We start from the raw sequence: 25,763 nt of genomic DNA, 5'->3' as shown, positions 1-25,763 counted from the left end.
CTTGTTGTATAATAGTAATTGTTTAGGAAATTTTTAAAATGTGTGGAATAGTAGGAATTTTAAGTAAAAAAGGAGAAAATGTAGCACCATTAATTGAAAAGATGTTATCATGTATGAGAAACCGAGGTCCTGACGGTGTTGGATTGGCTACAGAAGATGAAATAGTTTATTCCAATACGTTTAACAAGCTATTTTTTTCCCAAACAAGTGCATTTAATGTATTGGCTCACTCGCGACTTGCAATAGTTGGTGGTTCCTGCGGTTCTCAGCCTTTCCTAAGCTGTGACAAAAAACTTGTACTAGAACATAACGGAGAGATTTATAACTATAGGGAATTGCGAAAGAGTCTTGAGACTCATCATGAGTTTAAGACATCTACAGATAGTGAGGTTATTATCCACTTGCTTGAGGATCATTATAAAAAGACAAATGGTCATCTACTTGAAGCGGTGAAGAGAACAGTCTTTCAATTGGACGGAATATATATTCTGGCAATAAAAGAACAAACAACTGGAAATATAATACTAGTCAGAGATGGTATAGGGGTCAGACAAATTTATTACGGTGAAGATGAACGATTTTTTGCATTTGGATCAGAGAAAAAGTCATTGTGGAAGATTCACCTTGATGGTAAAATCCAACGTTTGCTACCGGGGTATGCTCTTTTCATAACACAAAAACCTGCAGAGCACACCTTTACCACTACATTACACCCAATTACAGTTAATACCAATAAATCTATCCGATCAAAGTATCCCGTAACTTACAAGGATATCGATTCCGCACTCAATGCATATAATGATGCTTTAATCGCATCGGTAGAAAAGAGGGTACGGGATTTTAGCAGAATCGGTATAGTTTTTTCTGGCGGTATAGATAGTGTAATTGTTGCATTTCTTGCAAAACAAATGGTTCCCGATGTCATTTGTTATACTTCTGGTATTAAAGGATCCAATGATATTACGAATTCTATTGAAATAGCCGAAAAATTAGGCTTGAAACTTGAAATTAATGAACTTTCTCAAAATGACGTGGAAAATATGATTCCTGACATTATTAACGTTATAGAAGATGATAATATGGGACAGGTTGAGGTTGCTATCCCAATTTATGCTGCGGTGAAGTTAGCTAGAGAGCAAGGCATCCGAGTAATGTTGACAGGACAGGGGGCAGATGAAATATTTGGAGGTTACTCGTGGTATTCTAAAATAGTGAAAAAATATGGGTATGAAAAAATTTTAGAATATATGATTAAAGATGTTCAACTTTTATACAAGGAAACTCTCGAAAGGGAAGACAAAATAACAATGTCTCAGAGTATCGAGTTAAGGGAGCCGTTCCTAGATCCTAACCTGATTGATACGGCTTTAAGGATAGATCCAAGACTAAATATTCAGAATGAAGATGCAGATGGTATCGACACTTTGGGAAAAAGGGTGCACAGAAGGTTGGCCGTGAAATTGGGTATACCGAGAGAAATCGCATACAGAGTTAAGGAGGCAGCACAACATGGATCAGGAATACACAACCTATTAGATTCGATTGCGCGAAAAAACGGCTTTACGGAAAAGTCTGTAAAGGATACTTATCTCGACAAATTGAATAAGAGAGAACTTTTGGGCAGCTCTCAACGGTATGGTCATTTATTTGAAAGTGAAAAAATTTGGAATATCGAACCACATATTCAAATGTATCTTGAAAAGATAGCATCTAATATTTTACCTGCTATCGGTAAGTAATGAAATGCCCTCTTTTTATTATATCTAGCTCCCAGTAGTTTTTTATGAAATGTTCATAAGGCGTTCCTAGACACAGGAATTTAGTAATATATTACTAGGTCAATCTTGCTTTATCTAATACAGTATTTCGTTTTCCTTCATGTATTTCTTTTTATAGCTAACAATATCCTATTTGAGTAGTACAAAATCCTTATATCGTGGCTATTTTAGGTTATCAATTCTATCTATTATTAATCTTACAATCGCCTTTGATGCTTTATATAAAAATAATACTACAATAATCCCTGTCTTTACCACGAATGAAAGTAACCGCATGAGGCCCTTCTTTTCTCTTGTACTTTTCGGAGAATCTTCTCTACCGACTACTTTTAAAACTCGAATAGAGTAGTCATACTGTTCTCTCTTAAGTGGATCAGACAAGATCCCGTAAGCAGTATTTATCCTTAACATCATCTCATTAGCATGAGGGCTCTTGTTTCTGTCTGGATGGTATTTTAGTGCAAGCTTTCTATATGCGGAGGTAATCTCTCGGGTCGATGCGTCATTGGGAACGCCGAGTACTTGGTAATGATCCAAACTGACCATTTTAGACAGATGCGTTGTAACGAATTCTATATTTATTAACCTTGTTATTTAACAAAAGCTGATTCGAAAAACAAAAAAAGTACGGGTTAAAGTCAAAGACAAAGGCCTTCTTACTTTCTAAAGATTTTCTCTAATTCAGGATCATTAATTTTTCTTTCTATCGTCATTTTTTTTTCGGCAGGTCTAGTCTGATAATATTTTTCATCCCATTTTCCGATAATGATTGACATTGAATTCATTAAATCAGTGATACACTCGTAGAAAAATTGCTTATCTAAGTTAGAGAAAAAAATGATCTTGTATAATTTAATGAAAGGATGGTCTCTTATTATTGAAACTCTGAGAGGTAACACTAGGCGTTCAATTTCGATGTAAGTTAATTCCAGATCCTTGGCACGGTTCTGGCTCTTTAAAAAGATTTCAATATTCTTATCAAGCTCAAAAATTGTCCTTATGATTAAACCATCTTCCAAGTCATCTTGAAATTCAAGATAAAACGGTGTACACAGTCCTGATGAGTACGGAACCTGGGGTCTTATCTCAGCTTGATACTCTATTCCTGCAATCTTATTTTCTTTTGTCTTATCAGATACTTGGAAACCCCATCTTCTAAGCCAATTCACTAACTCATTGAATTTTGATTTTTTTATATCCAGTATAGATTCTTGAGCTCCCTCTCCAAATGTTTGATTGGTTGGTTTTGGGGTTGAAGCTGTGATATTTTCCCTCTTGGTATTAGTCGTCGCCTCGTTCGATATGGACATCGAGTGATCTAAATACAAATGCTATTTAAATAATGAAGCATTGTGATGCGACCACCTAGTGTAATACTTCTTTTTTATTAACTGTGAAATCTATACCACAATGATTATAGATGTTTTGATCATATCCTTGTTTGAATATTTATTGTAGGGATAGTCCTATAACAATTCCAAAAAACAACTTAACCTTATACCTTTTATGGTTTCAAAATTCCAGGACTAATATTATCTTCAGATAAAAAAGAAACACCGCCGATACCTTATTTTGTTTGTTATACCACAGGCTATCCCTGGGTATTCAAATATACTTATGAAACATCAAGATACTTGACTAATCTTTAGATGTTCTCACTGCATCTGAAACTGCCTCCAAACTATTCCAGTAGTATATAAATTGTTAATGGGTTGTAGTTACAGGAATATAATAGCAAATCTAGTAGTGATAATTAAATATGAACACTTCTTGTCTATTTTTTTGTAGATTTTATCAACAAATACTCAATCTTGCCGCTCGCTGAAGCCTTCTTCATACGTAAGATCGACTTTCTCAGAATCCATTCAACAACTGAAGGGTATTCTTGCACAATTTTCGTTCTCAATTCTGCTAAATTGTTGAAATAGTAATTGGCCAAAGATTGATAGACCTTTGGACCTATAAACTTGGTTTCAATAATCTTGAAGCCGTTGTTCTCAATTGCAAATCTTACTTTTCTAATTGTATAATGTTCAGAAGCCCAAGTAAGATTGAGAATACCAAGATCCAGAAATCGACAGATTCTTGATCTTTCACTTGTAATTACTGGTATTGCTAGTATCAACAATCCATTCTGCTTGAGAAGTCGACTGCAATCGCTAACAAAAATTTCGAGAGGTCTAAAATGATGAGCTGATTCAAAAGCTACAATTCTGTCAAAATGATTACTCCTTAACGGCAATAAATTAGAAATGGCGTTCAAATGATGAATCCTTTGGTTCAGGTTTGAGATTGAGACGAGTTCAATTCCGTAATAAGATTTATTCTTTACCTCGCGGCAGGCATAATTAGCTTCTTTAAGCTGGTGAAAACTTGAATTTATACAATAAACCTGAATATTCGGATACTTCGATAGCCACGTATAAGCAGGGAGAGAGTATCCACTTCCTACGTCTAAAATTGTATGTGCAAAAGAAAATAACCCAAATTCCCCAAGTAATTCTGTCAACCTCTTCTGAGCCTGATACGGTGTGTCATGTTCTTTGTTCCAAAAACCAAGATTCAAGAACTTTGCTCCGGTAGTAACTTTCATCAAATTTGAAAAGATATCATAAATCCTTATTATATCGCTGTCGCCTCTTCTAAATATCGAAATTGCTGATACCCATGAAATATTACGAAACAAGTGGAGGCTATTTCAGATAACAGATTTTTAAATAAAAATGCTTCTATCCTTTTTGTGTACATCTGGTGATCTGGTGCATTATGAATTAATTGACAAGCCTATTAGTTGATACCTTGGCAAAAATTAACATCCTGATAGGCCTGATTAGATCTGAATTAGATCGATATCCAAACAAGAAATATTATTTCTATTGATCGTACTAACACTCAACAATACCACATTTCATGTGATTAAGTATTTGACCATTAGCCACATTAAGCATGCTCGGTAGATTGATGGTGTCTATCTTAGAGTCGCTTGGATATACAGACTATCAAGTCTGTATATTAAAGGAAATGATTGAGTTTTAAAAAAACCTATTAATATGCCACCGAACGCATTTAGTTCAAATGAGTAGATCATCTCGCTATTCTAAATTGTTCTTGATACCCATAGTGTTGGGAGCAACTGTCTTGGTTTTCACTTTCATAACGCCGCAAGTATTTGCACAAGAGCACGCTGCTGCTTCAGATGCAGGTTTGAATAAATCCTTGTTAGCAATCGCTGCAGCTATTGCCATTGCAGCAGGATTGATTGGAACAGGTATTGCACAACAAGGTATTGGTGCTGCAGGTATGGGAATTATTGCCGAAAAACCTGAAAAATTCGGCCAAGTTCTATTCTTCTTTGTAATTCCTGAAACTCTGTGGATTATTGGATTCGTACTCGGTATAATTCTGCTATTAGGCATTTTGTAGGAGTAAACTCCTATGACCGAGGTACTGAACCCTTTTGTTCAAGAAATAGAAGATAGGAAGAAGAGAGAGATTGCCTCTCTGAATGAAAGGCTTGTCGAAAAAAAAACCCAGATCCAGAGGACGATTGAAGAATCCGTAAAGATAATTGAATCAAAGTATCAAAGGGAGGCTACTGCTAAAGCTCAGAGGGAATCTGCTCGCATAAGGGAATCTGCAAGACTTGCAGCAAAAAAAATAATTTTTGATTCCATTAACGAAAACATGGAATTTACATTTGAAGCTTTGAAAAATGAGTTAAGTACCTTCGTAAAAAAGGCAGAATATAAAAAAATTCTTGAAAAAATGGTTGATTCCGCGAAAAACCGACTGGGGAGTGAATTAGTAGTTAGATGTCGAAAGGATGATGTCGAGATACTCAATAAACTAGGTGTAACCGTCGGTGGTAATATAGATACCATGGGGGGTATAATAGCTTCTGACAAGACTGAACTTCGAGAGATAGATATGACATTTGAGGAACTGATTCAGAACCACGAGGACGAGATAAAGAGCTTACTTATGGAAAAAGTAATGAAGTAACTTGACCTCCCAATATTCCGCATCTTATGGACGAATACAAGCCCTGTCCATGAGTTTTTTAAATAAAGATTTTCTGAATAGTTTAGTAAAATCAGAAGACTTGGATGCTATGATTCGCAAATTGGAGTCAACCTGGTATGGCCCAGAGATTGAGAGAGCGGCATCAATGTATTCTGGCCCTGAATTATTAGAGGTTGCAATGAATCGTCACATTGTGGAGACAAATCGTATAGCTCTGCAGGTCACTCCCTTTAGCAGGAAATCGGCTATTCAAGCATACTTGTCAAAATGGGATATATACAATATTGAACTTATCTTATCTTCAAAAGCCATTGGCCGTACCATTACGGAAACAGAGCCATTTTTGGTTTCTAGCCGAAATTTTCCTGCAGGAATAACCGCTGGAAATATTTCACATGATGAAATGAAAATAATATTGGCACAACCTACTTTTGAAGGTGTTGTAAATCAGTTGGTAAAGTACAAATACGGAGTTATACTGATTCAACATCTGGATACCTACCAAAAAACGGGTAATTTAAGCCCAATGATTGCAGATCTTATGGAATTTTATTATACCAACTTGCTTGAAATGCTGAAATTTTATGAAGGTGACGAGGGAAATATAAGAGATTTGGTTCGAATGCAAATGGATAAAAAAAACCTACTAACATTAATGAAAGCAAAGGAATCCAACCTTGACCGAGAACTAGTAAAGAAACACTTGATCCCTGGGGGGAACATTTCTATGGATGAAATGTTGGAAGTATATGGAAATAGTAACATTTCAGAGTTATCCACTAGGATAGATGAAATTCTGAAGTTAGGGGATTTGCTCGAGCATTTTAAGAAATCCAACAGCTTGATTGACTTTGAAGTCGCGATTGATAAGCTTATTCAATTAAGATATGTAAGAAAACTAAAAAGTATTGCATTGTCAATAGGTAGTATTTTTTACTTTATATTAAAGGCTGAAACTGAGTGGGATAATGTTAAAAGAATTGCATATGGTAAACGCTACGGGTTTTCTGAAGAAAGGATTAATTCTATGTTGATCCTTGAAGGTTAAGGGGTTTGTATGGGTGAAGAAAAACATTATGAATCAAAAGGTAAAATTGCTGTAATTGGAGATAGAGAATTAGTATTGGGATATAGACTTTTGGGGATTGAAGATACTTTTTTGGTGACTGATAAATCTGAAGCTTCAAGGAAGATGGAAGATTTGCTATTATCACATAATTATAACCTGATAATAGCTAGCCAATTTGTTTTAGAATCCTTGTCATCAGTTACAAAATCAAAGGTTGAATCTTCTATCAATCCGTTAGTTATTTTCATGCCTTCATTAACTGGAAACATGCAGGAAGAATCCCTTGCAGCATTGGCTAAGCGAGTCCTTGGGATAAGTATTAAAACGGGATAGGAAAGGGTAAGATTAGTAGCATGTCGGACTCAATTGTTTCGCGTATTTCTGGCTCAGTTGTTGTAGCAACTGGTGTTGAAGATGCCCAAATGTATGATGTAGTTCGTATAGGAGAAATGGGTTTATTGGGAGAGGTAATTAGGTTGGAAGGCAATAAGGCGACTATCCAAGTTTATGAAGATACAACAGGGATTAAACCCGGTGAGAAGGTCACCAATACGAAAAGACCCCTTTCTATTCAACTAGGTCCCGGATTACTAAAATCAATATACGATGGAATTCAGCGCCCATTAGATGTTCTCAGGGAAAAAAGTGGTGATTTTATTGGAAGAGGTGTTGTAATTCCTGCCTTAGATCAGAATACAAAATGGGAATTTGTACCTTTAAAAAAAAAGAATGAGGAAGTAAGGCCAGGAGAAATTATCGGATCCGTCCAGGAGACACCCTTAATTAGTCATAAAATAATGGTCCCATTTAATGTAAATGGAGTTTTGACTTCTATATCTGATGGAAAATTTACAGTTAATGAAAATGTTGCCGAGGTTAAGACCAATAGTGGCAAAGCTCAAATAGGATTATCTAGCTGGTGGATGGTTAGAACTCCAAGACCGGTTAGCAAGAAATTGCCACCAGAATCTCCACTCCTGACTGGCCAGAGGGTATTAGATACCTTCTTTCCTGTTGCAAAAGGAGGTACTGCAGCCATCCCTGGACCGTTCGGTAGTGGTAAGACCGTTACACAACAACAGTTAGCAAAATGGGCTGATAGCAATGTAATTGTGTATATCGGTTGCGGAGAAAGAGGGAATGAAATGACTGAAATATTAACAACCTTTCCTGAGTTAGAGGATCCAAAGTCTAAGAGACCATTGATGGAGAGAACCGTATTGGTCGCAAATACATCCAATATGCCAGTAGCAGCGAGAGAAGCCAGCATTTATACAGGCATTACTATGGGGGAGTACTATAGAGATATGGGTTATGACGTGGCATTAATGGCAGATAGTACATCGCGTTGGGCCGAGGCATTAAGGGAAATATCTGGCAGATTGGAAGAAATGCCTGGTGAGGAAGGATATCCAGCATACTTGGGTCGACGTTTGGCCGAGTTTTATGAAAGGGGAGGCAAGGCCGTTGTAATTTCTCCTGAGGACCGTATAGGTTCCTTAACCTTGGTTGGCGCAGTTTCACCACCTGGAGGAGATTTTTCAGAACCCGTTTCTCAAAATACTCTAAGAGTGACTAGAGTCTTTTGGGGATTGGACGCTAGTTTGGCATCCAGGAGGCATTTTCCATCAATCAATTGGTTGACTAGTTATTCTCTTTATGCAGATGATATGGATGAATGGTATAAGTCAAACATTTCCGCTAACTGGACTGCATTACGTCGTGAAGCTCTTGAAATTCTACAAAGGGAATCAGAATTACAAGAGATTGTTCAGCTTATTGGATATGATGCTTTACCGGAACCTGAAAAAGGAATATTAGATACTGCCCGTTCTATAAGAGAAGATTATTTACAGCAGAGTGCGTACGACGAAGTTGACACTTATACTTCAATCCGGAAACAATTACTTATGTTGTCTACTATTCTAGAGTTTGGAAAATTAGAGTCAGAGGCGATTAAGAAAGGCGCAACTTCTCAAAAGATTAGCTCATTGAGTGTTAGGAAGGATCTGTCAATGATCAAGTGGACTCGAGAGGAAGAAGTGGAATCAAAGGTTGAAGAAATCAGATCTAATATGAAAACACAATTTGAAAAATTACTTGCGGAGGTCGCTCATTAAATGTCAAACATTGCATACAAGAATCTAAGCAAAATTGCAGGTCCACTAATCTTTGTTGAAGGAGTTCAAGATGCAGCTTACGGTGAGATGGTTGAAATTAAGATGCAAGACGGTGAGCGACGTCAAGGTCAGGTATTAGATACCCGAGCAGGTCTAGCTGTTGTTCAAGTTTTCGGTCAAACATATGGGTTAGGATCATCTAATACTTCGACACGCTTTACAGGAGAAACTGCAATGATCTCTGTATCAGATGAGATGTTAGGGAGAACCTTTGATGGACTCGGAAATCCAAGAGATAGCGGACCAAAGATCATATCAAGCAAAAAGTTTGATTTAGTTGGATCTGGTATTAATCCATATTCTAGAGAGGAACCCTCAGAATTTATTCAGACAGGAATGTCAAATATTGACGGTATGAATACATTGGTTAGAGGACAAAAACTTCCCATTTTCTCTGGTGCTGGATTACCCCACAATCTCTTGGCCTCCCAAATTGCCCGCCAGGCTAAAGTTTTAGGTTCTTCTGAAAACTTTTCTGTAGTTTTTGCTGCAATAGGAATTACTAGCGAAGAAGCTAACTTTTTTGTAAAACAATTTGAAGAAAGTGGAGCCTTAGGACGAAGTGTTCTCTTTTTGAATTTATCTTCTGATCCATCCATGGAGAGAATTTTGACTCCCAGATTGGCATTGACTACCGCAGAATATTTGGCATACGAGAGGGAAATGCATGTATTGGTTATCTTAACAGATATGACCAACTATTGCGAAGCTTTGAGAGAAATATCTGCAGCGCGTGAAGAAGTTCCTGGCAGACGAGGATACCCTGGTTACATGTATACTGACCTCGCTTCCATTTATGAGAGGGCAGGAAAAATTAAAGGTAGGAATGGCTCGGTTACTCAGATTCCTATCCTTGCTATGCCTGCTGATGATATTACCCATCCTATTCCAGATCTGACGGGATACATTACAGAGGGTCAGATAGTTATGAGTAGAGAGCTACACAGATTGAATATACAACCACCTGTAGACGTCTTGACCTCTCTTTCCAGGTTGATGAATCAGGGAATCGGAAGTGGCAGAACCCGAGAGGATCATAGAAATTTAGCAGATCAGTTATACGCAACATATGCTCAAGGAAAAGATGCTAGAGCACTTGCTGCAATCGTAGGAGAAGAAGCATTGAGTGAGAATGACCGAAAGTTCTTAAAAATCGCTAACGACTTTGAAAGAAAGTTTGTCAATCAAGGCGTTGATGAAAATAGATCCATCGAGCAAACGTTAGATATTGGATGGGAGCTAATAAGTGAGCTGCCTGAATCTGAAATGAAGCGTATTAAGCCTGAGTTCATATCAAAGTACAAGAAGAGTAGTCTCAAGGTAGAGCAATAACAGGGTATAGAAGCACAATGTCAGCGATTTCAAACATTAGGCCTACTAGGTTAGAATATATTAGAACAAAGAAAAGGATCCTCATAGCCAAGAAGGGGTTAAAGCTTCTAAAACTAAAACGTCAGGCTCTTATTCTCGAATTTTTTAATACAAGTAGAACTGCCGCTGCATTGAGAGAAAGTTTACAGAATGAATTGAAAAAAGGGTACGAGTCCATTAAACTAGCGGAGATGTTAGCAGGAGCAATGCGTTTGGAAAATGAATCCATGAAATTACCAATGATGAGTAATTTGCATGTGTCATCTAAGAGTATTATGGGCGTACACATTCCAAAGTTAAAAGGTGGACAGACAGAAATTTATGACGAATATCTTCTCGAACTACCAACATCTATTACTGAGGCGATTGCAACTTTCAATAGAATACACAAAATTGTGTTAGACATTGCAGAAAAGGAAACCGCACTACGAAAACTGTTATATGAAATCGAAAGAACGAAACGCAAATCAAACGCAATAGAAAATGTATTTGTTCCGAGATTGATGGCGGCAGTCAAATTTATTACATTCAGGCTTGATGAAATGGAGCGTGACACATTTATTATGCTAAAGACTGTTAAAAGAAAGATGGGAGAAAGGGAACAAGAAACATTGAAAGAGGTGGGGATTTAGGTAAATGGTTGGAAAAACTGATCCCAATGATGTCAACGAAAAGTCTACGTTTAATTCCAGTCAGAAAAAATTTCTCGCAATTAAAAAGATGTTAAAGATGGTAAATATCATTGTCATTCTTGTTTTTAGTATCATTGCTATGAAATACATTTTTGGAGTCTAATGAAAATGTCAGAAATACAAGGACAAGATGAGTATATAAAGACTCTTAAACAGATAAAAGAAGTAGAAGATAAGGCTCAAAAAGAGATAGAGGAAACTAAGTTAAAGGTTGAAAATGAGATAGCCATTTTAGACCAGGATTTAAAGAACGCTATTGCTACTTCAAATGAAAAAGGAAAGAAATTAGTTGAAGATAGTATCGATAACGCTCGAAAAGAGGCGCAAAATGAAGCAGATTCTATAATAAATGAAGCAAAAGAAAAGGCAAAGAGTTATAAATTTAAGAGCGATCAGAAGCTAATAAAAGAATTGATTCAAATTCTTTTTTCTAAAATATAAGGGTGAGAGATAATTGGCGTTGTTGCAGCCAGAACATATGAGCAAAATAGCTATATTAGGACTCAAAAAATACAGAGAAAAAATAGTAACGATTCTCCAAGAAATGAATACGATACAAATAGAGCCTTTGTCAAAGGACGCAATTCCATACATGTATACAGAAAAAGAAGGCAAGGTTCACAAGAAAATCTCTGAACAATTATTGAGGATACGTGGTCTGATTAATGCACTACCTAGTACACCAAATATAAGCAAAACTCAGTTCAATACAATTGACGATTTGTTCGAGTCTCTAGAAAGTATCAAAATTGATAACGATATCGCTTCCATCGAACGTAAAAAGGAGAAATTACTTACTGAATTAAAAGAGATTGAAAATAACATCAAATTGCTTGAAGAATATTCTTTTTTCCCAGACGATCTTGAACTCCTTCATCTAAGCTCTACGCTATCGTTTTTTGGCAAAGTTAAGAGTGAAAAATACCAAGAATTAAAAAAGAAATTGGAATCAAATAATCAAGATATAATCCTGTACTCAAAAAGTGATTCAAAGATGACTAGATTCGTTCTTGTGGTGTTACCGCATTTTCCTTCAAATGCATTAGCTTCAATCGTTAATCTATTTAATGTGCACCTTGAGGCGGTTCCTAAACTAAAGGGCAATATACCTGATGCTTTAACTAATCAAAGAGCAAAATTACAAGAAATTAATCACGGCCTTCAAGAATTAGATAATAAATTGTCAGTTATTTCTAAAGAATATTATTCACTTCTTAAAGGTTTAGAAGAACAACTTGAAATCGAAAACAAGAAACTTGAGGTAATCGATGATTTAGGGGTTACAGCAGATTCATTTTCACTAGAGGGTTGGATCCCTACGAACAGGATACCAATGACCAGGAATTTCTTCAACGAGCATACGGAAGGTACATTATTGTTTTTAATAAAAACTGATGAGATTCCACCTACGCTCCAAAAGAACCCGAAAAGATCTAGGGTGTATGAGTCATTCGTGAGATTTTACTCTTTACCCCAAGGCAATGAATTTGATCCTACACTGATTTTCGCCATAGCCTTTCCTATCTTCTATGGAATGATGCTAGGTGATTTTGGTTATGGTTTAACAATCTTATTAGTTTCTTTGTGGGTTATCAGGCGAATTGAGAAAGGGAAGAAAAATTTTACAATAGCTCCTAAATTTTTCAGAAATTTCGGAAAAACAATTCTTTTACCAAGTCAAATGGTAAAAATAGCAAAAGCCATAATTCCTGGCTGTATTATAGCAATGATATTGGGATTCAATTACGACTTGTATTTTGGATTCCGATTGAATGAACTCGTATTTTTCCCATTCCTCAACAGCATTGGTATTAATGCACCGACTGAGGGATCGTTGTTATTGGATCCTCTTTCTTCTGATGGATTAAGAAAGCTGTTACTTGTTAGTGGATACATAGGATTGGCTATGGCTACACTAGGCTTGTTATTAGGTTTGGCAAATTCTATCCGCGCCAGAAACAGAAAACATGCGATAGGAAAGGCCGGTTGGCTTCTTGTTGGATGGGGTATTGTTTTGATAGGATTGGCCTTAATTGGTAAACAAAGTCTGGACCCAATGACAAACATGGCCGCACTAGTATACTTTGTAATTCTATTTGCAGGAATAGGGTTGTTGTTTGTTGGAGAGGGGGTACGATCGCTTATGGAGTTACCTTCTATAATTAGCCACATTCTGTCATTTACCAGGATTATAGGGATCTTGATGGCGTCAGTAATACTCGCGGATGTTATCGATTATGTTTTCCTAAGGGTCATTGATAATGGCTTTGTATGGGCAATTATCGGTGTAGTGATATTGTTTGTAGGCCATCTCTCTAACACCATCCTAGGTGTGTTTGAGCCAGGAATTCAGGCGTCAAGGCTTATGTATGTGGAGTTTTTCTCGAAATTCTATCACGGATCAGGAAGAATGTTTAAACCATTTGGAATTAGACGTAGATACACTAAGTACCAGTATCAATCTCCTCCTACCGCCACCTAACAAATTTTAATTTTTAGTCTATAATTACTGTATTAGTTAAGTATTAATTGGAAAAGGCTTATTGGTAATTATGGAAGGAATTTTAAAATTGAAATGTTCATCTTGTGGTACAATGTTCATGTCCGAGACCCAGCAATCCAAATGTCCAACGTGTGCAGAGCAGGGTAGTAATAGTACTGGTGGATTTGGACATGGCGGTTGTGGTTGCGGCCATAGTCATTAATTTTTTTAAGTATTTTTAGGAAAATAATATTTAGTACGAAGTGCAATAAAAAATAAATCAAAGATTTGATTGTGACAATTATCGATTCAGGTTTCAGCTGAGACTAATTATTCTATGGAGGTCCGTGTATTATTATAACACTAATTGCCAATATTATTCACTACATTACTAGATACATTATTCAATATTTTGTTTAGTTCAGTCTGTGCAGTATCGGTGATATTTCTAACAACAGGTATTTCCTTGACTTTGTCGGCACCTTTCATTATCGCTGAAAAAAAGTTTGTCCAGCCAATACCCAAAATGACTAGGCCAATTACAACCAGCAATATTAGAGTTATGAGGAATCCCAATTGCCTTTATTTTCGTATTCTGAACTTAAAAGGTTTACGTAAAATGTTTCCAATATAAAAACCATTACAAAGACTACAAAGTTAATAAACTACCAATATGCATTTTCGACATTTATCTATTGGGTAAATTTAAAAATATAAACAAAGTATGAATAGTACTCTAGATGTTGGATGAAAAGATACTTTCCATATTGTCTAGAAAAAATTTTGCATCGATAGCCACGATTATGCCTAATGGGTATCCTCACGTAACTCATGTTTGGATAGATTATGATCAAGAACACAACATTCTGATCAATACTGCAATCGGCAGATTAAAGGAACGGAATACTCGTACAAACAAGCAGGTGGCAATATCTATTGTCGATTCTAAAAATCCGTATGAGACAGTATCCATAATGGGAGTAATAATCGGGAAGATAACAAAGGGTGCTCAAGATCATTTTGATAAATTAGCGAAAAAATATTTGAACCTTGATAAGTACCCGATAATTAACTCGAATGAGCAGCGTGTAATATTAAAAATAAAACCTGAGAAGATTTTCTACAATTTAATTCCACTGGAAGCGAAAGAATCTGTCTAATCCTTAAATAATCAAAGACTATTGTTATTACGACTACAGAGAAAGTGGTTTCATTAAATTTAGAATAATCATGAATCATCAATAAATGACTTTTTTACCGCGGTTTTTCTTACCTTATAACTAATTTGTATAGTTTTTCCGGTTCGTCTCTCTTTACGAAAAGATCCATACAATAAACCTGGCCCATATTATTGCTACATTTAAATTGATATGATTATTAGCTTTGATATGTTGTGCTGTTAGAGAAAATGAAATTATTCTCAACCTGTTTTTCATTATTGAGCATTAGTGTTCGGAACTTCGTTATAGCGTTAGGATTGTTTGCGAAGATTATCAACGTCTTGCCAGTCAATCTGTCCGGAACAGGAACCTTGATTTTATTGTCTTGTTCAGTATCTACAATTAGTTGTCATCTATAGCAACATCAGCAGTTAAGGTGATAATGGATACCAAGTGCTGTATTAGTTGTTTCTACAGTCTGTTATGAATTTGAAACAATTTTGGAATATATTTCAATTATTTGTATCACGGAGGGTTGACTGATGATATCGTGTATTGTAACAGAGATCATACAAGTAATATATTAGAATGACAACAAAGACTATAGATCGGGCAACAAGTTTATAGAATTTGTTTTTGGCTGCAAAGTCATTACAACCATTATGATCGACCGATTCTAATATATATACTCCTTTGGGCATTTAGCTCATCATGCGAATTGATCATATAGCAATAGCCGTAAACGACGTGAATATGGCTTTGGAAAACTACAAGAAGGTATTACGAATTGATAAGATTGATTTTGAGGAAGTTCCTACAGAAAAAGTAAAAGTGGTAATGCTAAATTTGGAGGATACTCGGTTAGAACTCCTTGAACCAATGGATGACACGAGTCCTATTAGCAAATTTCTTAAGGATAGGGGAGAAGGAATACATCACATTGCCATAACCGCTGATGAAATCGAATCCGATGTTAGGAATGCGATTGAAAAGGGAATGAGATTCTTGGGTGATATCAGATCAGGTTCTTATGGCAGGAAAATAACATTTATTCATCCAAAATCATTAAATGGTGTTTTGGTTGAATTCTGTCAAGCTCCGCCTAAATAGACTCACTATTTCATAGAGATTGAAATTTGCCTTCTTGTAAGAACTAAGAATATATAAATAGAAATTCCATAAAAAAGAATGGAACTTAAAGAAAATGCTTACAAGATAAAAAATTTGAATGATAACGGTGTCACTGTGACCTTGACTTTAGTTGAGGATATCGAATTAGAACCAGTTACTCAGCAACAGATGATGTTAGAGGCAATTAATAGAGCGATACCTGATAAAGAAATGAAGGAACAATTACAACCCATAATGGAGGCCATGTTGAAAGCCCAACCTCAGACTATAATACAATCTTACCCGCAGACAAGCATAACTATTACAATGCCCAAGCGAAATTATGAAAACTATGGGAAACCACAGGTAGGGGAATCATTGATCATTAATATTACAAAACCCAACTAGATGAATGAATTTTAATGTCTTGCTTGTTGAATCATTTACTAGACTGGACGATTTCTCATTCACAAATATTTTAATACAAGAAAGCAATAGATAATTCGTATGAATAATCAAAGTCGAACCATGCCTGTTTGCTTTACAACCGAGCAAGTTAAATTGTTAGAAAAATATGCAAAAGAAAAGGGAATGCTCAATTTTAGTCAAGCTGTAGAGCAGATTATCATGAAAAATATCAGGGAATAAATTATCTTTTATTTTACTCATACCTTTATTCAAACCATTTTTTGCTATTTAAATCAGGCCAAGTAGTATAAATTATGGCGAAATTGATTCAGACTTATGTAATGGATTGCTATATTTTGTAAGGCAATTTATTTTTTGACAGAATTATCATAAATAAGATCAAGTTATTAAAATAGAGGCGATATAAATCATAAATGCTTAATCTTTTTAAAAAGCACCACTGTCCAATCTGTGGTAAGAAATATAGAAAAATAGAATATTTGATGCACCATCAACTGCTAGTTCATGATAATTCGAATGCTTATGATTGTTCTAACTGTGGAAAAACCTTTGATGACATGGATCTGCTCAAGTCACACGTCCGAAAGGATCATTCTCTTAAAAAAACGTCTGATAACAAGTAATAAAACATAATGAAGTATGTGAGTATCTAAAAAGTATTTACATTAGTGGTGGCGCGCCTTCTCCCACATATATTCATCTTGAGATAATTGTTTCCAGATACCGACGGTTCCACATCTTGGACATTTTGTTCTATGCATAAATTGTTCAACGCTTTCTTTATGCTTTGGTTTAATGATGTCCCTTAGTCCGCATTTACATTTCATGATATTTGACATCATGCCAACATAAATTAGCAATTCAAGTATATAAGACAGATCAAACTAAAATCTTAATCCAATAATTTGCTTAAAACAGTTAAAGAACTTTAAAACAATGATGTAGACCTGGAAACCTGATTAATGAGTAGGAGTAGATAAAGAGTTTGAATCTGCGCTATTTTCACTATGCCATTCGTATTGATGAGTGTGATTGTCTTTAGTAACTGTCCAAAAATCATAACTATCGCTGATTCTATCTCCTGCTTCATTAAATTTTATTTTGCCTGATACTCCATCGTAAGATTCTGCGACCTCTAAAAGGGTTTCACCAAAATTAGTATCATTTTTATTATAATAATTCTTGTGTTTGTCAATACTCATGGCCGCGATCCAAAACGAATCATAAGCTATTGCAGCATAAGTCATCGAACTTCCATGATTCAATTCAGAAATATCTCTCTCAAAGTCGGAAAAATTACTTGAATCGTCTGATATGGAATACAGAGGATTAGAAAGCCGGGTTTGAGATGCAAACGCAGCCGCTTCGATATTCTTTGTAATATGGTGGTTCTCAGCTATGCTATCACTTCCATACCACCGCACTTTCCCAAGTGAATCAAATAGCTGAGCCTGTATTAATATAGGTGTTATTTCATCATAAGAGATCGTATATACTCCTACAGAAGCTGGACCATATTTGGAAACAACATCTGAAACCATTTCATTCAGTTTCTTTAATTCTTGATTCCACATCAAAAAGTTGATTCTATGAAGACTGGTTGCAAATTTACCTGTATAGGGCGAATAATTTATCCCCTCCAAAAAAGTTCCACCGAGTTTCTCAAAATAGTATCTTGTTGCCTTCTCAAGTTCATTCCCGTAGATATCGCCTCTCCAGAACGGAATTATTACTCTGATCCCGTCATCAGTCATCTTCTCTGCCATTATCCTTCCTTGGGTAATGTCATCAGGGACGAGTCGGTACAAGTTATCTCCTTCGATAGAGAGGACGGGTGAAGTGCTAGCATAACTTAATAAAGTAATATTGTTCTCTTTCGCGAAATCCATAACTGCAGCAACCGCTGTACTTGTAGCAGGACCCACTATTACTTTTGCTCCGCCTTCGGCTAGTGTTTTTACTGCTGAAATTGTATCCTCTGGACTTGTTTTTGAGTCAGCTACTAAGAGCCTGACCATTGTTGTGGAATTATTTTCCTCATAATAAAGGTTGACCTCCGATTCCGCTTTTTTTAGTGCCGAAACGATTGGCTTTCCAATCGAAGACAATGAACCAGTTTGGGGCACAATCGCCCCTACAAAAATTATATCATATTCCGTATTGTTTCCCACCAGCGAATCCAAATTCTTTCCTACGAATAGTTTGCTATCGCTAGATGTAATTATGAAATTTGTAGCAATGAATGCGGTTACAACAAATACTAATGTGCCTGCAATTAATCCAGTTATCAATTTTTTGTCAAACATTATTTTACTTTTGAATAGATTTTTCAAATTGAACTTCCCTATATTCCAAGGACTGGAATGGAGTATATACCACATTAATCCACCTGCTATTAGCAAATAATGGGCAGATATCAGGACTGAAGAGATCCAAATTTGATCTACAAATGCTGTTAACACGATGACGACAAACCAGCTATCGCCCAATACTATAGCTAAGAGTCCTACCAACTCGCAAATCCATGGTATTGTCATGTGCTTTTCGTTTTTCAGATTCAAAAGAACCGTTAATGCCAAGACTGTAAGAATTGAATTTAGAATAGGATACACCATTGTGACTACAAAGAGCATAAGACCACGAAAATTGGATACTTCAGACAAGTTAAGAGTTAAATTTAAGATATAGGCAAGAAAAAGCCCGGTTCCCACAGATATAACAAAAATAATCTTCTTATTGCTTACTTTCACCAAATTTTTAATAGTCAGGGATAAGCGAAAAATTAAGAATCCATATGCGGACATAAGAAATAGGTCTGCTAAAGAGGGCACTGGAGATACAGTATCTAAAACTAATTCATAATACCCCCAAACAATATTGGCCAGAAAGTAGAAAATCAATCCAAAGGTTAGATAAATGTCTGTCTTATCCTTCTTCATCTTATCCTTCTCTTTTAAAAGAGCAAAGACGGAAAGACCTGAAGCTATTGCCGAATTAATGATGAGCATCCAACTTGAATAAATGATTTTTGTGTCTGAATCAGAAAAAACAATCAACAGGTTGGCAGCTGATATCACTACAACTAAGGCAGTGAAGAAGTAAACTGGATGCAATTATTCCCTTTTTTTTTGATTATTTTGCTGGATTATTAAACTTTTTATTGGATCGAAGGCTTTGTTCAGTTAACGATAAGCCTATAGCTTGAAAGCATTCCATTTCTTTTATGCTTACTAGAAACAGAACGCCTTCAAAGTATGTATATTATGGGTTGCATTTGTACTTTTCAGGCCTATCCTTAAGGAAAGCCTCGGAAAGATTATCTCAGATGTATAAAAGAAACCATGTCTCCATCTGGAATTGGATTCAAAAATACAGGCCTCAAAAGCTAAGTCAACTAGAAGAAGAGTTCTAGAGTATATAATAGATGAGACCATGTTGAAGGTGGGATCAGAGTTTGTCTGGCTCTGGGTTGCAACTGAACCCGAAAACAGGCAAATTCTCGCACTGTCTATCTCTCTAAAGAAAGAAACATGTTTGTAGCTGAAAGATTCATTTCAGGTTTAGTCAAGATTCATGGAATTCATCCAGTTTCGACTGATGATGGAGGTACTTGGTATCCTCAAGCGTGTCGATTCTTAAATCTCGATCATCACATTCATTCCTCTCTGGAGAAAAGTCTGATTGAAAGAAAGATGCAATACATAAAGGATAGAACCGAAAGTTTCGATGACTACTTTCCTTGTAGAATAAAGAATTGCAAGTTAAAGCATGTACGGAATTGGCTGCGGCTCTTTGTAGACTATCATAACAATGAAATAAAACATATTAAGTGAACAGAGCCGGATCGAATATTATACTAAGTTAATGATCATATATTATAAAAAGCGAATGTTAAATAGACTCTTGCCTTTCTTGAAAACAGTCGGGGTTCAATCTGTTTATTGAGTATCAATTACTGATTGTTATTTTATCTCTATTATAGGAATGATAATAACTATGAAAGATTTGTCAAGTTTGTCTTTTCATTATTCTCGAGAATTTCTATATTTGAGTATCAGTCACCGAGTTCTGTTACATTATTCCAAATGACCTTGTTATTATCCAATAACGAGTTGCGGCCTTCTTTTCATAAAGAAACGGAAGCAACTGCTAGATGATACCCAAACATTTCTTTCTTACCTGCAGTGCAGTTTATTAAACCTAGCCTTCTTGACAGGGCATATTAGGATTACTACTCAAAGTTGAAGATAAACATATCTTGTAAATGATTGAATTTGAAATACATAAAATAATTAATACGTTATTCCGAAGTGTAGATGATTGTGTAATACTAAGCATTCCAACCTATATATTGTTTTCTGTTGGGATTTTTATATTATAGGGACATTGCTTGTTCTATTGAGTTTGGATTTATCATGTGAAGTTTGTACAGTTTGGTTCAAGTTTTCAGTTCTAGCGTAAGACTTCTTTAAAAACATGGTGATAATTGTGGATTGCTCCAAAATCTAATCTAAGGTGATATTTTAGACATTTTTTATTGTGGTATTTGTATGGTGATTGTTCGATCATCTAGCAGCCAGAAAACATACAAATCTTTTCAATAGTATCAGCCTATAGTATCTCTTAGACCTTGTTAATCACAAATACTCTAATCTACATTTCATGTATAATCTTGATGCTCTTCAAAAAAAATAACATGCATTGATATTCCAAATAGAAATTTAAGGTTCGACCACCTGCAGGTTTTTTATAATTGTGCTAAAAAAACATGACTTGTTGAAAGTAATTGATAGAAAATAGTTGGTATTTTGCATCGAATGTTATAATATTTAAACATCATAAACCCAGTAGGAATCAACTGGCGATCAAACGGCAAAATATCAAATTCTAATTTAGAAAACTATTGTACTTTGATACGGGGCGGTATCCTTTATTGGTTCACTACTCCCGATTAAATCATACTAGTCTGAATGAAATAAGTTCTTATAATTTACTATCATGTTAAGTAGTATGCCTACCGCTTATATTTTGTTATGCTGTGATTTAGGATCTGAAAGTGACATTCTCCAAGCAATTGAATTGATCGAAGAAGTTGAGGAAGTAAACAGGGTTTTTGGGGTTTACGATATAATTGTTAGAGTTTCATCTGATAATATGGATAAATTGAAAGAAATAATTACTACGAGGATAAGGAAGATAGATAATGTCCGATCAGTTTTAACTATCATAAAAAATGAAATTTGAAATCGAAAATTTGATGAGTATCTTTATGTATATGTATAAAAATTTTTTCATTTTGCAAGCTCTGTTCTGGATTGGAAAATTTAACTTTTGAGAGAATTGGAATTTTCCTTGAAATTGAATTATAATTTATCCTAGTTGATCTAATATAGTCACGTTAAACAACATAATCAAACCTATAATAGCGAACAATTTTGCAGTTAAATACAGGCGTAGTTAGTCGCGATGTTGTACTAATGACTTTATCGTTAAATATTTCGGGATAGTTTTTTCCTAATATAGGATGACTACTGCTCTACTTATAAAATCTAAAGAAGGAATAGTACTAGCAAGCGACAGCCAAGGAACGGCATCTAAAATCAAACTCACAATGAAAAAAATCTATAAAATAAACAGTCATTTGGGTGTTGCTGCATCTGGTGATAGTTCTCAGATTGAATTATTAGTTCAGGAACTTGAGCAAAACTTTCCAAATCAGATTGAATCTGAATCTGAATTTAAAACTCGAATGTATAGTTGTATGGTAAATTTGCATAGGGTGTACAACATTAACCATTCATTTTTGTGTGGATATGGCAACGTACGTTTGTTCTTCACTCCATTTTCTCTAGTGGCTGGAATTCCAAGAATAGGGGATTCATTTATTTATCGGATGGGTTTTGGAACAATGGGGAGAAATAACGAAATTTCCCCCTATTTGTATAAGATAACAGGAGATTTTACATCAATAGGTTCGGGTTCCGCTTATGCTCGACTCGTTCTCTTACAGCAAGAAAGACTTTATTCTTCAGTAAATCTAAAATTATCTGACTTGTCTATTGATCATAATGTTGGGATATCAATATACGTAATAAACGAAGTAAAACAATTAGATCTTGAAACAGGTGGGAAGATACAGGTTGCAATAGTCGGCCGCGACGGATACAAGAACTTGTCTTGCGAAGAACAAACCCAATGCTACAATGTTATGACCGATAATCTTCTTACTTCTTTAAATGATAATTTCTTAGATAAGGACAAGTCCATTAAGGTTATTAGGTCCATTTTTCCATATGAGTAGGATTTAACTCTATTGTGAAAACGAAGCACCCCTATACCTAATGAATTTCTTATGAAACCTTAACCATAATTCAGGTTTATAAGTGTCTGGTTATACGGCAAATTCTAAATTAATAAGCTCCAGCGTTTGTCAATCCCCGTATAAGATGAAAACTGAAACCCATTTTCCATTGTTCTACTATCATTGACTAAACACCAGGTATATAAAATCAGGCAGGATGAATCTTGTTAGTATGATTGTAGTTAGACATAATTCCTGCTTAGTTAAAACTCTTTATCTGGAAGAAAGATCTAATATGACATCTGATGAATGGGCTCTGTTCATTTAACGATAAACCTATAGCTTGAAGATGTCCTATTTCTTTTATGATTAGCAGAAACAGAACACCTTCAAGGTATGTGTATTATGGCTTACATTTGTACTTTTCAGGTTTATCTTTAAGAAAAGCCTCGGAAAGATTGTCTCAGATGTATAAAAGAAACCATGTCTCCATCTGGAATTGGATTCAAAAATACAGGCCTCAAAAATTGAAAGCATCAAGAAGAAGAATTCTAGAATATATTGTAGACGAGACAATGTTGAAGGTAGGGTCAGAATACATCTGGCTTTGGGTGGCGATAGAGCCTGCAAACAGACAGATCCTCGCACTTTCTATATCCAAAGAGAGAAACATGTTTGTTGCAGAAAGATATCTTTCTAATTTGATCAAAGTTCATGGAAAGCACCCAGTTTCGACTGATGATGGAGGTACTTGGTATCCAATGGCCTGTAGATTCTTAAATCTCGATCACCATATTCATTCTTCTTACGAGAAAAGTGTAATCGAAAGAACGATGCAATATATCAAGGATAGAACCGAAAGTTTCGATGACTACTTTCCTTGTAGAATAAAGAATTGCAAGTTAAAGCATGTACGGAATTGGCTGCGGCTCTTTGTAGACTATAATAACAATGAAATAAAACATATTAAGTGAACAGAGCCGATGAATGCTAAATCACTAGTTAAATAGTATATCGTGTTTGATTTAATCAAAAGTGAGTTCTTCTGTTAGATTTTGCTGATTCTGTCATCGAAAAACTATATAACGTACATATGCTATATTTAAGTCATACTGAAATTGGACCTTGACTTTGAAAATGAATCTTCTAAGGTTAATAGCTTTTCGAGTAGTAAATACTTGTCCAATTATGTTATTGGATAGGGTTTGGTCATATGGTTTCAGATAGTGTTGCTACAGACAATAATGATAAAAGCAAAAAGGTTAGCGAGCAATATTGTTGTAAAGAATTTTTAAAGTCAAGTCGTAGAGGTAAAATATATAAACATAATTCTTCTTTTACTGAAGACAAGTACTATTGCGTACTTGACGGTTTTGGGTTTTCTGTTTTAGAAAACATATTGTTTTGCCCATATTGTGGCAGTAGACTGATCGGATGCTAAAGAGAAATATCTTATCCTAAGAGATTGGACATAATAAGATTCTATCGTAAATGTTGATAAGAATGTTTTTGTGAATGCTATTATTGGGCCCGTGAGAAACCTCGGCTTAAATTACTGCATATTGAGTATCCTACACTTGTTATTCTAAATAATTTTTTAACTTAGCAGATTTTCGTATGTGACTAACTCTGAGACCTGTTCGTATCTATAAAATTCGATCATATTGATTAGGAAATCGGAGTGAAATTAGATCGAGATATAATATCTCTCTAAAGCCACCGAATAATTTCCTAACTAATTAAGAAAATTGAAATTATTATCGATCGTATTACAATGACTTAGTTCTAGAAACCATGTAGCTAGTGCGTGACTTTTCATGGTGTACGTAAGTAAATTCAAACAAGGTTTTTGTATATATTGAGCGCAAATGTTCATTAATCATGGATATTTTTATCTTTATTTTATTGAATGGTAGAATATACGATAAAAATATATAGTAAGATTTCTCTATTTTCAATTGAATGCAAATTCATGCAAAAACAGGAAATATAGAAAGCATTGATGCTATTCCATATTCATGTGGGATTGCCGAACACATTTCAACCAATAATATGAATACGTATAGGAAAAATGTGATTGATGAATTGGAATTAAAGGATCCTCAACAGCTTACATACTATTGTTATATGAAGTACCGATATGATCACGTTTTTGTAATTGGAGATAATAAGTTAAAGCATAATGTTGAAGTTATGATAGGTAAACAAACTCTTTATTGTTCATCACATGATACCCGTACTAGTGAACAAGAATGTGAACATATCAGGTTTGTCAAAATGTATAAAGAAAAAGACAAATAACAATATCGGTTTACTTCTTCCCATTACTAATAACTTCTGATCATTCATCTCAAAAACAACAGATACCAAGGGAAAAGACTTGCTTATATCTCACTTTTATACATTTGTTCGAATCTCCTCACAATTATTCTGGGCCACATCCTTTTCTTGGGTTCGGAAATCGATGATTACATCATACCCCTCGCCACAATCAAAGTAGTCTGCCCCTGGCCCACCTTCTAAGACATCATCGCCCAAATCTCCGTATAGTCTATCATTACCTTTGCCACCGTTCATATAATCCTCTTCTGCACCTCCGAATAAGACGTCATCTCCATCATTGCCAAATAGAATATCCGCACCTAAGTTCCCTAGAAGTATATCATTTCCCGGATTTCCATGCAATTCATCATTTCCTTGCCTGCCCATTAGGACATCATCTGACTCCTCGCCTACAATCACATTTGTCATGCTGTTGCCTACAATGATGTCACTTCTATCTGTACCGTCGGTAATGTTGTAATTGCCCGGTTCTGATACTACAATTAAATTTTCTCGAGATTCCTGAGCATGTGTAATAGCAAAATCAATGCCAAAAGAGATAACTAACAAGAATATAACATTAATAGAAATAATTGATAACAAAGAAAACGTAAACATTTTAACATAAATATGGAAATAAAATTATATTTATGGATTTGAAATAAATCTTATAGGGAGTTTCATATTGTACTTTGTAATGATAAGAATCTTCCAAAGTTTCTTGTGGATCTTTTATTGACACCAAAGCTTGGATTTGACTTTTTAGTGATTACTCGGTTTTGACCAATCGATTATTCGTTGGCTTCGATATTCATTATGGTAATCTTCTGTCTTTGCAAGCTAAAT

General features: G+C 35.2%; 29 protein-coding genes. 23 read left to right on the top strand and 6 right to left on the bottom strand.

Annotated elements, in window-relative coordinates; all coding sequences use genetic code 11:
- The first annotated feature begins 38 nt into the window (after positions 1-38).
- Complete coding sequence (gene asnB / locus NFRAN_RS01425) at positions 39-1,739, top strand: asparagine synthase (glutamine-hydrolyzing) (protein WP_134482752.1); 1,701 nt, start codon at positions 39-41, stop codon at positions 1,737-1,739.
- 201 nt (positions 1,740-1,940) lie between these two features.
- Here asnB and NFRAN_RS01420 read toward each other — a convergent pair whose 3' ends face one another.
- The 3 genes from NFRAN_RS01420 to NFRAN_RS01410 form a co-directional block, all read right to left on the bottom strand.
- Complete coding sequence (locus tag NFRAN_RS01420) at positions 1,941-2,324, bottom strand: DnaJ domain-containing protein (RefSeq protein ID WP_197731083.1); 384 nt, start codon at positions 2,322-2,324, stop codon at positions 1,941-1,943.
- A gap of 110 nt (positions 2,325-2,434) precedes the next feature.
- Entirely contained in the window at positions 2,435-3,088 is a 654-nt protein-coding gene (locus NFRAN_RS01415; protein WP_134482751.1) for a hypothetical protein, read from the bottom strand.
- Between the two features lie 464 nt (positions 3,089-3,552).
- Positions 3,553-4,464 carry an SAM-dependent methyltransferase gene (locus tag NFRAN_RS01410; RefSeq protein WP_134482750.1) on the bottom strand — a complete coding sequence of 304 codons (912 nt, stop codon included), beginning with the start codon at positions 4,462-4,464 and terminating at the stop codon, positions 3,553-3,555.
- A 389-nt stretch (positions 4,465-4,853) separates the two neighbouring features.
- Between NFRAN_RS01410 and NFRAN_RS14090 the strand changes: the two genes are divergently transcribed.
- From NFRAN_RS14090 to NFRAN_RS01365, 10 genes are read left to right on the top strand one after another with little or no spacing between them, the layout of a single operon-like run.
- Positions 4,854-5,201, top strand: a complete 348-nt coding sequence (locus tag NFRAN_RS14090; RefSeq protein ID WP_197731082.1) for a hypothetical protein — start codon at positions 4,854-4,856, stop codon at positions 5,199-5,201.
- A gap of 12 nt (positions 5,202-5,213) precedes the next feature.
- A complete protein-coding gene (locus NFRAN_RS01400) occupies positions 5,214-5,780 on the top strand; it encodes a V-type ATP synthase subunit E (RefSeq protein ID WP_134482749.1) in 567 nt (188 codons plus the stop codon).
- Between the two features lies 1 nt (position 5,781).
- Positions 5,782-6,849 (top strand): V-type ATPase subunit, encoded by a 1,068-nt coding sequence (locus NFRAN_RS01395; RefSeq protein ID WP_172602028.1) that lies wholly within the window; start codon positions 5,782-5,784, stop codon positions 6,847-6,849.
- Between the two features lie 9 nt (positions 6,850-6,858).
- A complete protein-coding gene (locus tag NFRAN_RS01390) occupies positions 6,859-7,203 on the top strand; it encodes a V-type ATP synthase subunit F (RefSeq protein ID WP_134482747.1) in 345 nt (114 codons plus the stop codon).
- Positions 7,204-7,223: 20 nt separating this feature from the next.
- Positions 7,224-8,990 carry a V-type ATP synthase subunit A gene (locus tag NFRAN_RS01385; RefSeq protein WP_134482746.1) on the top strand — a complete coding sequence of 589 codons (1,767 nt, stop codon included), beginning with the start codon at positions 7,224-7,226 and terminating at the stop codon, positions 8,988-8,990.
- Entirely contained in the window at positions 8,991-10,382 is a 1,392-nt protein-coding gene (locus NFRAN_RS01380) for a V-type ATP synthase subunit B (protein ID WP_134482745.1), read from the top strand.
- A gap of 17 nt (positions 10,383-10,399) precedes the next feature.
- Positions 10,400-11,053: a V-type ATP synthase subunit D gene (locus NFRAN_RS01375; protein ID WP_134482744.1), complete on the top strand. Its 654-nt coding sequence runs from the start codon at positions 10,400-10,402 to the stop codon at positions 11,051-11,053.
- Positions 11,054-11,057: 4 nt separating this feature from the next.
- Entirely contained in the window at positions 11,058-11,216 is a 159-nt protein-coding gene (locus tag NFRAN_RS13490; RefSeq protein ID WP_172602027.1) for a hypothetical protein, read from the top strand.
- Positions 11,217-11,221: 5 nt separating this feature from the next.
- Entirely contained in the window at positions 11,222-11,554 is a 333-nt protein-coding gene (locus NFRAN_RS01370) for a hypothetical protein (RefSeq protein WP_134482743.1), read from the top strand.
- Positions 11,555-11,591: 37 nt separating this feature from the next.
- Positions 11,592-13,595, top strand: coding sequence for a V-type ATP synthase subunit I (locus NFRAN_RS01365; protein WP_134482742.1), 2,004 nt, complete (start codon positions 11,592-11,594; stop codon positions 13,593-13,595).
- Positions 13,596-13,958: 363 nt separating this feature from the next.
- Here the strand turns inward: NFRAN_RS01365 and NFRAN_RS01360 are convergent, their stop codons facing one another.
- Positions 13,959-14,171: a hypothetical protein gene (locus NFRAN_RS01360; protein ID WP_134482741.1), complete on the bottom strand. Its 213-nt coding sequence runs from the start codon at positions 14,169-14,171 to the stop codon at positions 13,959-13,961.
- A 164-nt stretch (positions 14,172-14,335) separates the two neighbouring features.
- On the opposite strand from NFRAN_RS01360, the gene NFRAN_RS01355 reads away from it, so the two are divergent.
- From NFRAN_RS01355 to NFRAN_RS01340, 5 genes are all read left to right on the top strand, one after another.
- A complete protein-coding gene (locus NFRAN_RS01355; RefSeq protein ID WP_134482740.1) occupies positions 14,336-14,755 on the top strand; it encodes a pyridoxamine 5'-phosphate oxidase family protein in 420 nt (139 codons plus the stop codon).
- A gap of 711 nt (positions 14,756-15,466) precedes the next feature.
- Entirely contained in the window at positions 15,467-15,865 is a 399-nt protein-coding gene (gene mce, locus NFRAN_RS01350) for a methylmalonyl-CoA epimerase (RefSeq protein WP_134482739.1), read from the top strand.
- A 78-nt stretch (positions 15,866-15,943) separates the two neighbouring features.
- Positions 15,944-16,273: a hypothetical protein gene (locus NFRAN_RS01345; RefSeq protein ID WP_134482738.1), complete on the top strand. Its 330-nt coding sequence runs from the start codon at positions 15,944-15,946 to the stop codon at positions 16,271-16,273.
- 99 nt (positions 16,274-16,372) lie between these two features.
- Entirely contained in the window at positions 16,373-16,513 is a 141-nt protein-coding gene (locus NFRAN_RS13485; RefSeq protein WP_172602026.1) for a hypothetical protein, read from the top strand.
- A gap of 194 nt (positions 16,514-16,707) precedes the next feature.
- Positions 16,708-16,917: a C2H2-type zinc finger protein gene (locus NFRAN_RS01340; RefSeq protein WP_134482737.1), complete on the top strand. Its 210-nt coding sequence runs from the start codon at positions 16,708-16,710 to the stop codon at positions 16,915-16,917.
- A 336-nt stretch (positions 16,918-17,253) separates the two neighbouring features.
- On the opposite strand, the gene NFRAN_RS01335 is transcribed toward NFRAN_RS01340, so the two are convergent.
- Positions 17,254-19,407 (bottom strand): ABC transporter substrate-binding protein, encoded by a 2,154-nt coding sequence (locus NFRAN_RS01335; RefSeq protein ID WP_134482736.1) that lies wholly within the window; start codon positions 19,405-19,407, stop codon positions 17,254-17,256.
- Between the two features lie 110 nt (positions 19,408-19,517).
- Between NFRAN_RS01335 and NFRAN_RS01330 the strand changes: the two genes are divergently transcribed.
- The 7 genes from NFRAN_RS01330 to NFRAN_RS01305 all read left to right on the top strand — a co-directional run bounded on the left by NFRAN_RS01330 (position 19,518) and on the right by NFRAN_RS01305 (position 24,896).
- On the top strand, positions 19,518-19,706 hold the full coding sequence (locus tag NFRAN_RS01330; protein ID WP_134482735.1) for a hypothetical protein: 189 nt from the start codon (positions 19,518-19,520) through the stop codon (positions 19,704-19,706).
- Positions 19,652-19,834, top strand: coding sequence for a hypothetical protein (locus NFRAN_RS13480; protein WP_172602025.1), 183 nt, complete (start codon positions 19,652-19,654; stop codon positions 19,832-19,834). The genes NFRAN_RS01330 and NFRAN_RS13480 overlap by 55 nt, the downstream gene beginning before the upstream one ends.
- A complete protein-coding gene (locus tag NFRAN_RS01325; RefSeq protein ID WP_134482734.1) occupies positions 19,825-20,127 on the top strand; it encodes a hypothetical protein in 303 nt (100 codons plus the stop codon). Before NFRAN_RS13480 ends, NFRAN_RS01325 begins: the two co-directional genes overlap by 10 nt.
- A 1,177-nt stretch (positions 20,128-21,304) precedes the next feature.
- Positions 21,305-21,538, top strand: a complete 234-nt coding sequence (locus tag NFRAN_RS01320; protein ID WP_134482733.1) for an Lrp/AsnC ligand binding domain-containing protein — start codon at positions 21,305-21,307, stop codon at positions 21,536-21,538.
- Between the two features lie 280 nt (positions 21,539-21,818).
- Positions 21,819-22,595: a hypothetical protein gene (locus tag NFRAN_RS01315; RefSeq protein WP_134482732.1), complete on the top strand. Its 777-nt coding sequence runs from the start codon at positions 21,819-21,821 to the stop codon at positions 22,593-22,595.
- A gap of 365 nt (positions 22,596-22,960) precedes the next feature.
- Positions 22,961-23,569, top strand: a complete 609-nt coding sequence (locus NFRAN_RS01310; protein ID WP_134482731.1) for a DDE-type integrase/transposase/recombinase — start codon at positions 22,961-22,963, stop codon at positions 23,567-23,569.
- Positions 23,570-24,557: 988 nt separating this feature from the next.
- Complete coding sequence (locus tag NFRAN_RS01305) at positions 24,558-24,896, top strand: hypothetical protein (RefSeq protein ID WP_134482730.1); 339 nt, start codon at positions 24,558-24,560, stop codon at positions 24,894-24,896.
- A gap of 96 nt (positions 24,897-24,992) precedes the next feature.
- Here the strand turns inward: NFRAN_RS01305 and NFRAN_RS01300 are convergent, their stop codons facing one another.
- Positions 24,993-25,535, bottom strand: a complete 543-nt coding sequence (locus NFRAN_RS01300) for a calcium-binding protein (RefSeq protein ID WP_134482729.1) — start codon at positions 25,533-25,535, stop codon at positions 24,993-24,995.
- Positions 25,536-25,763: the final 228 nt, after the last annotated feature.

This window comes from Candidatus Nitrosocosmicus franklandus (genome assembly GCF_900696045.1).
Taxonomy (GTDB): domain Archaea; phylum Thermoproteota; class Nitrososphaeria; order Nitrososphaerales; family Nitrososphaeraceae; genus Nitrosocosmicus; species Nitrosocosmicus franklandus_A.
Note: the sequence above shows the minus strand (reverse complement) of the source record. Positions and strands in the feature narration are given on the sequence as shown.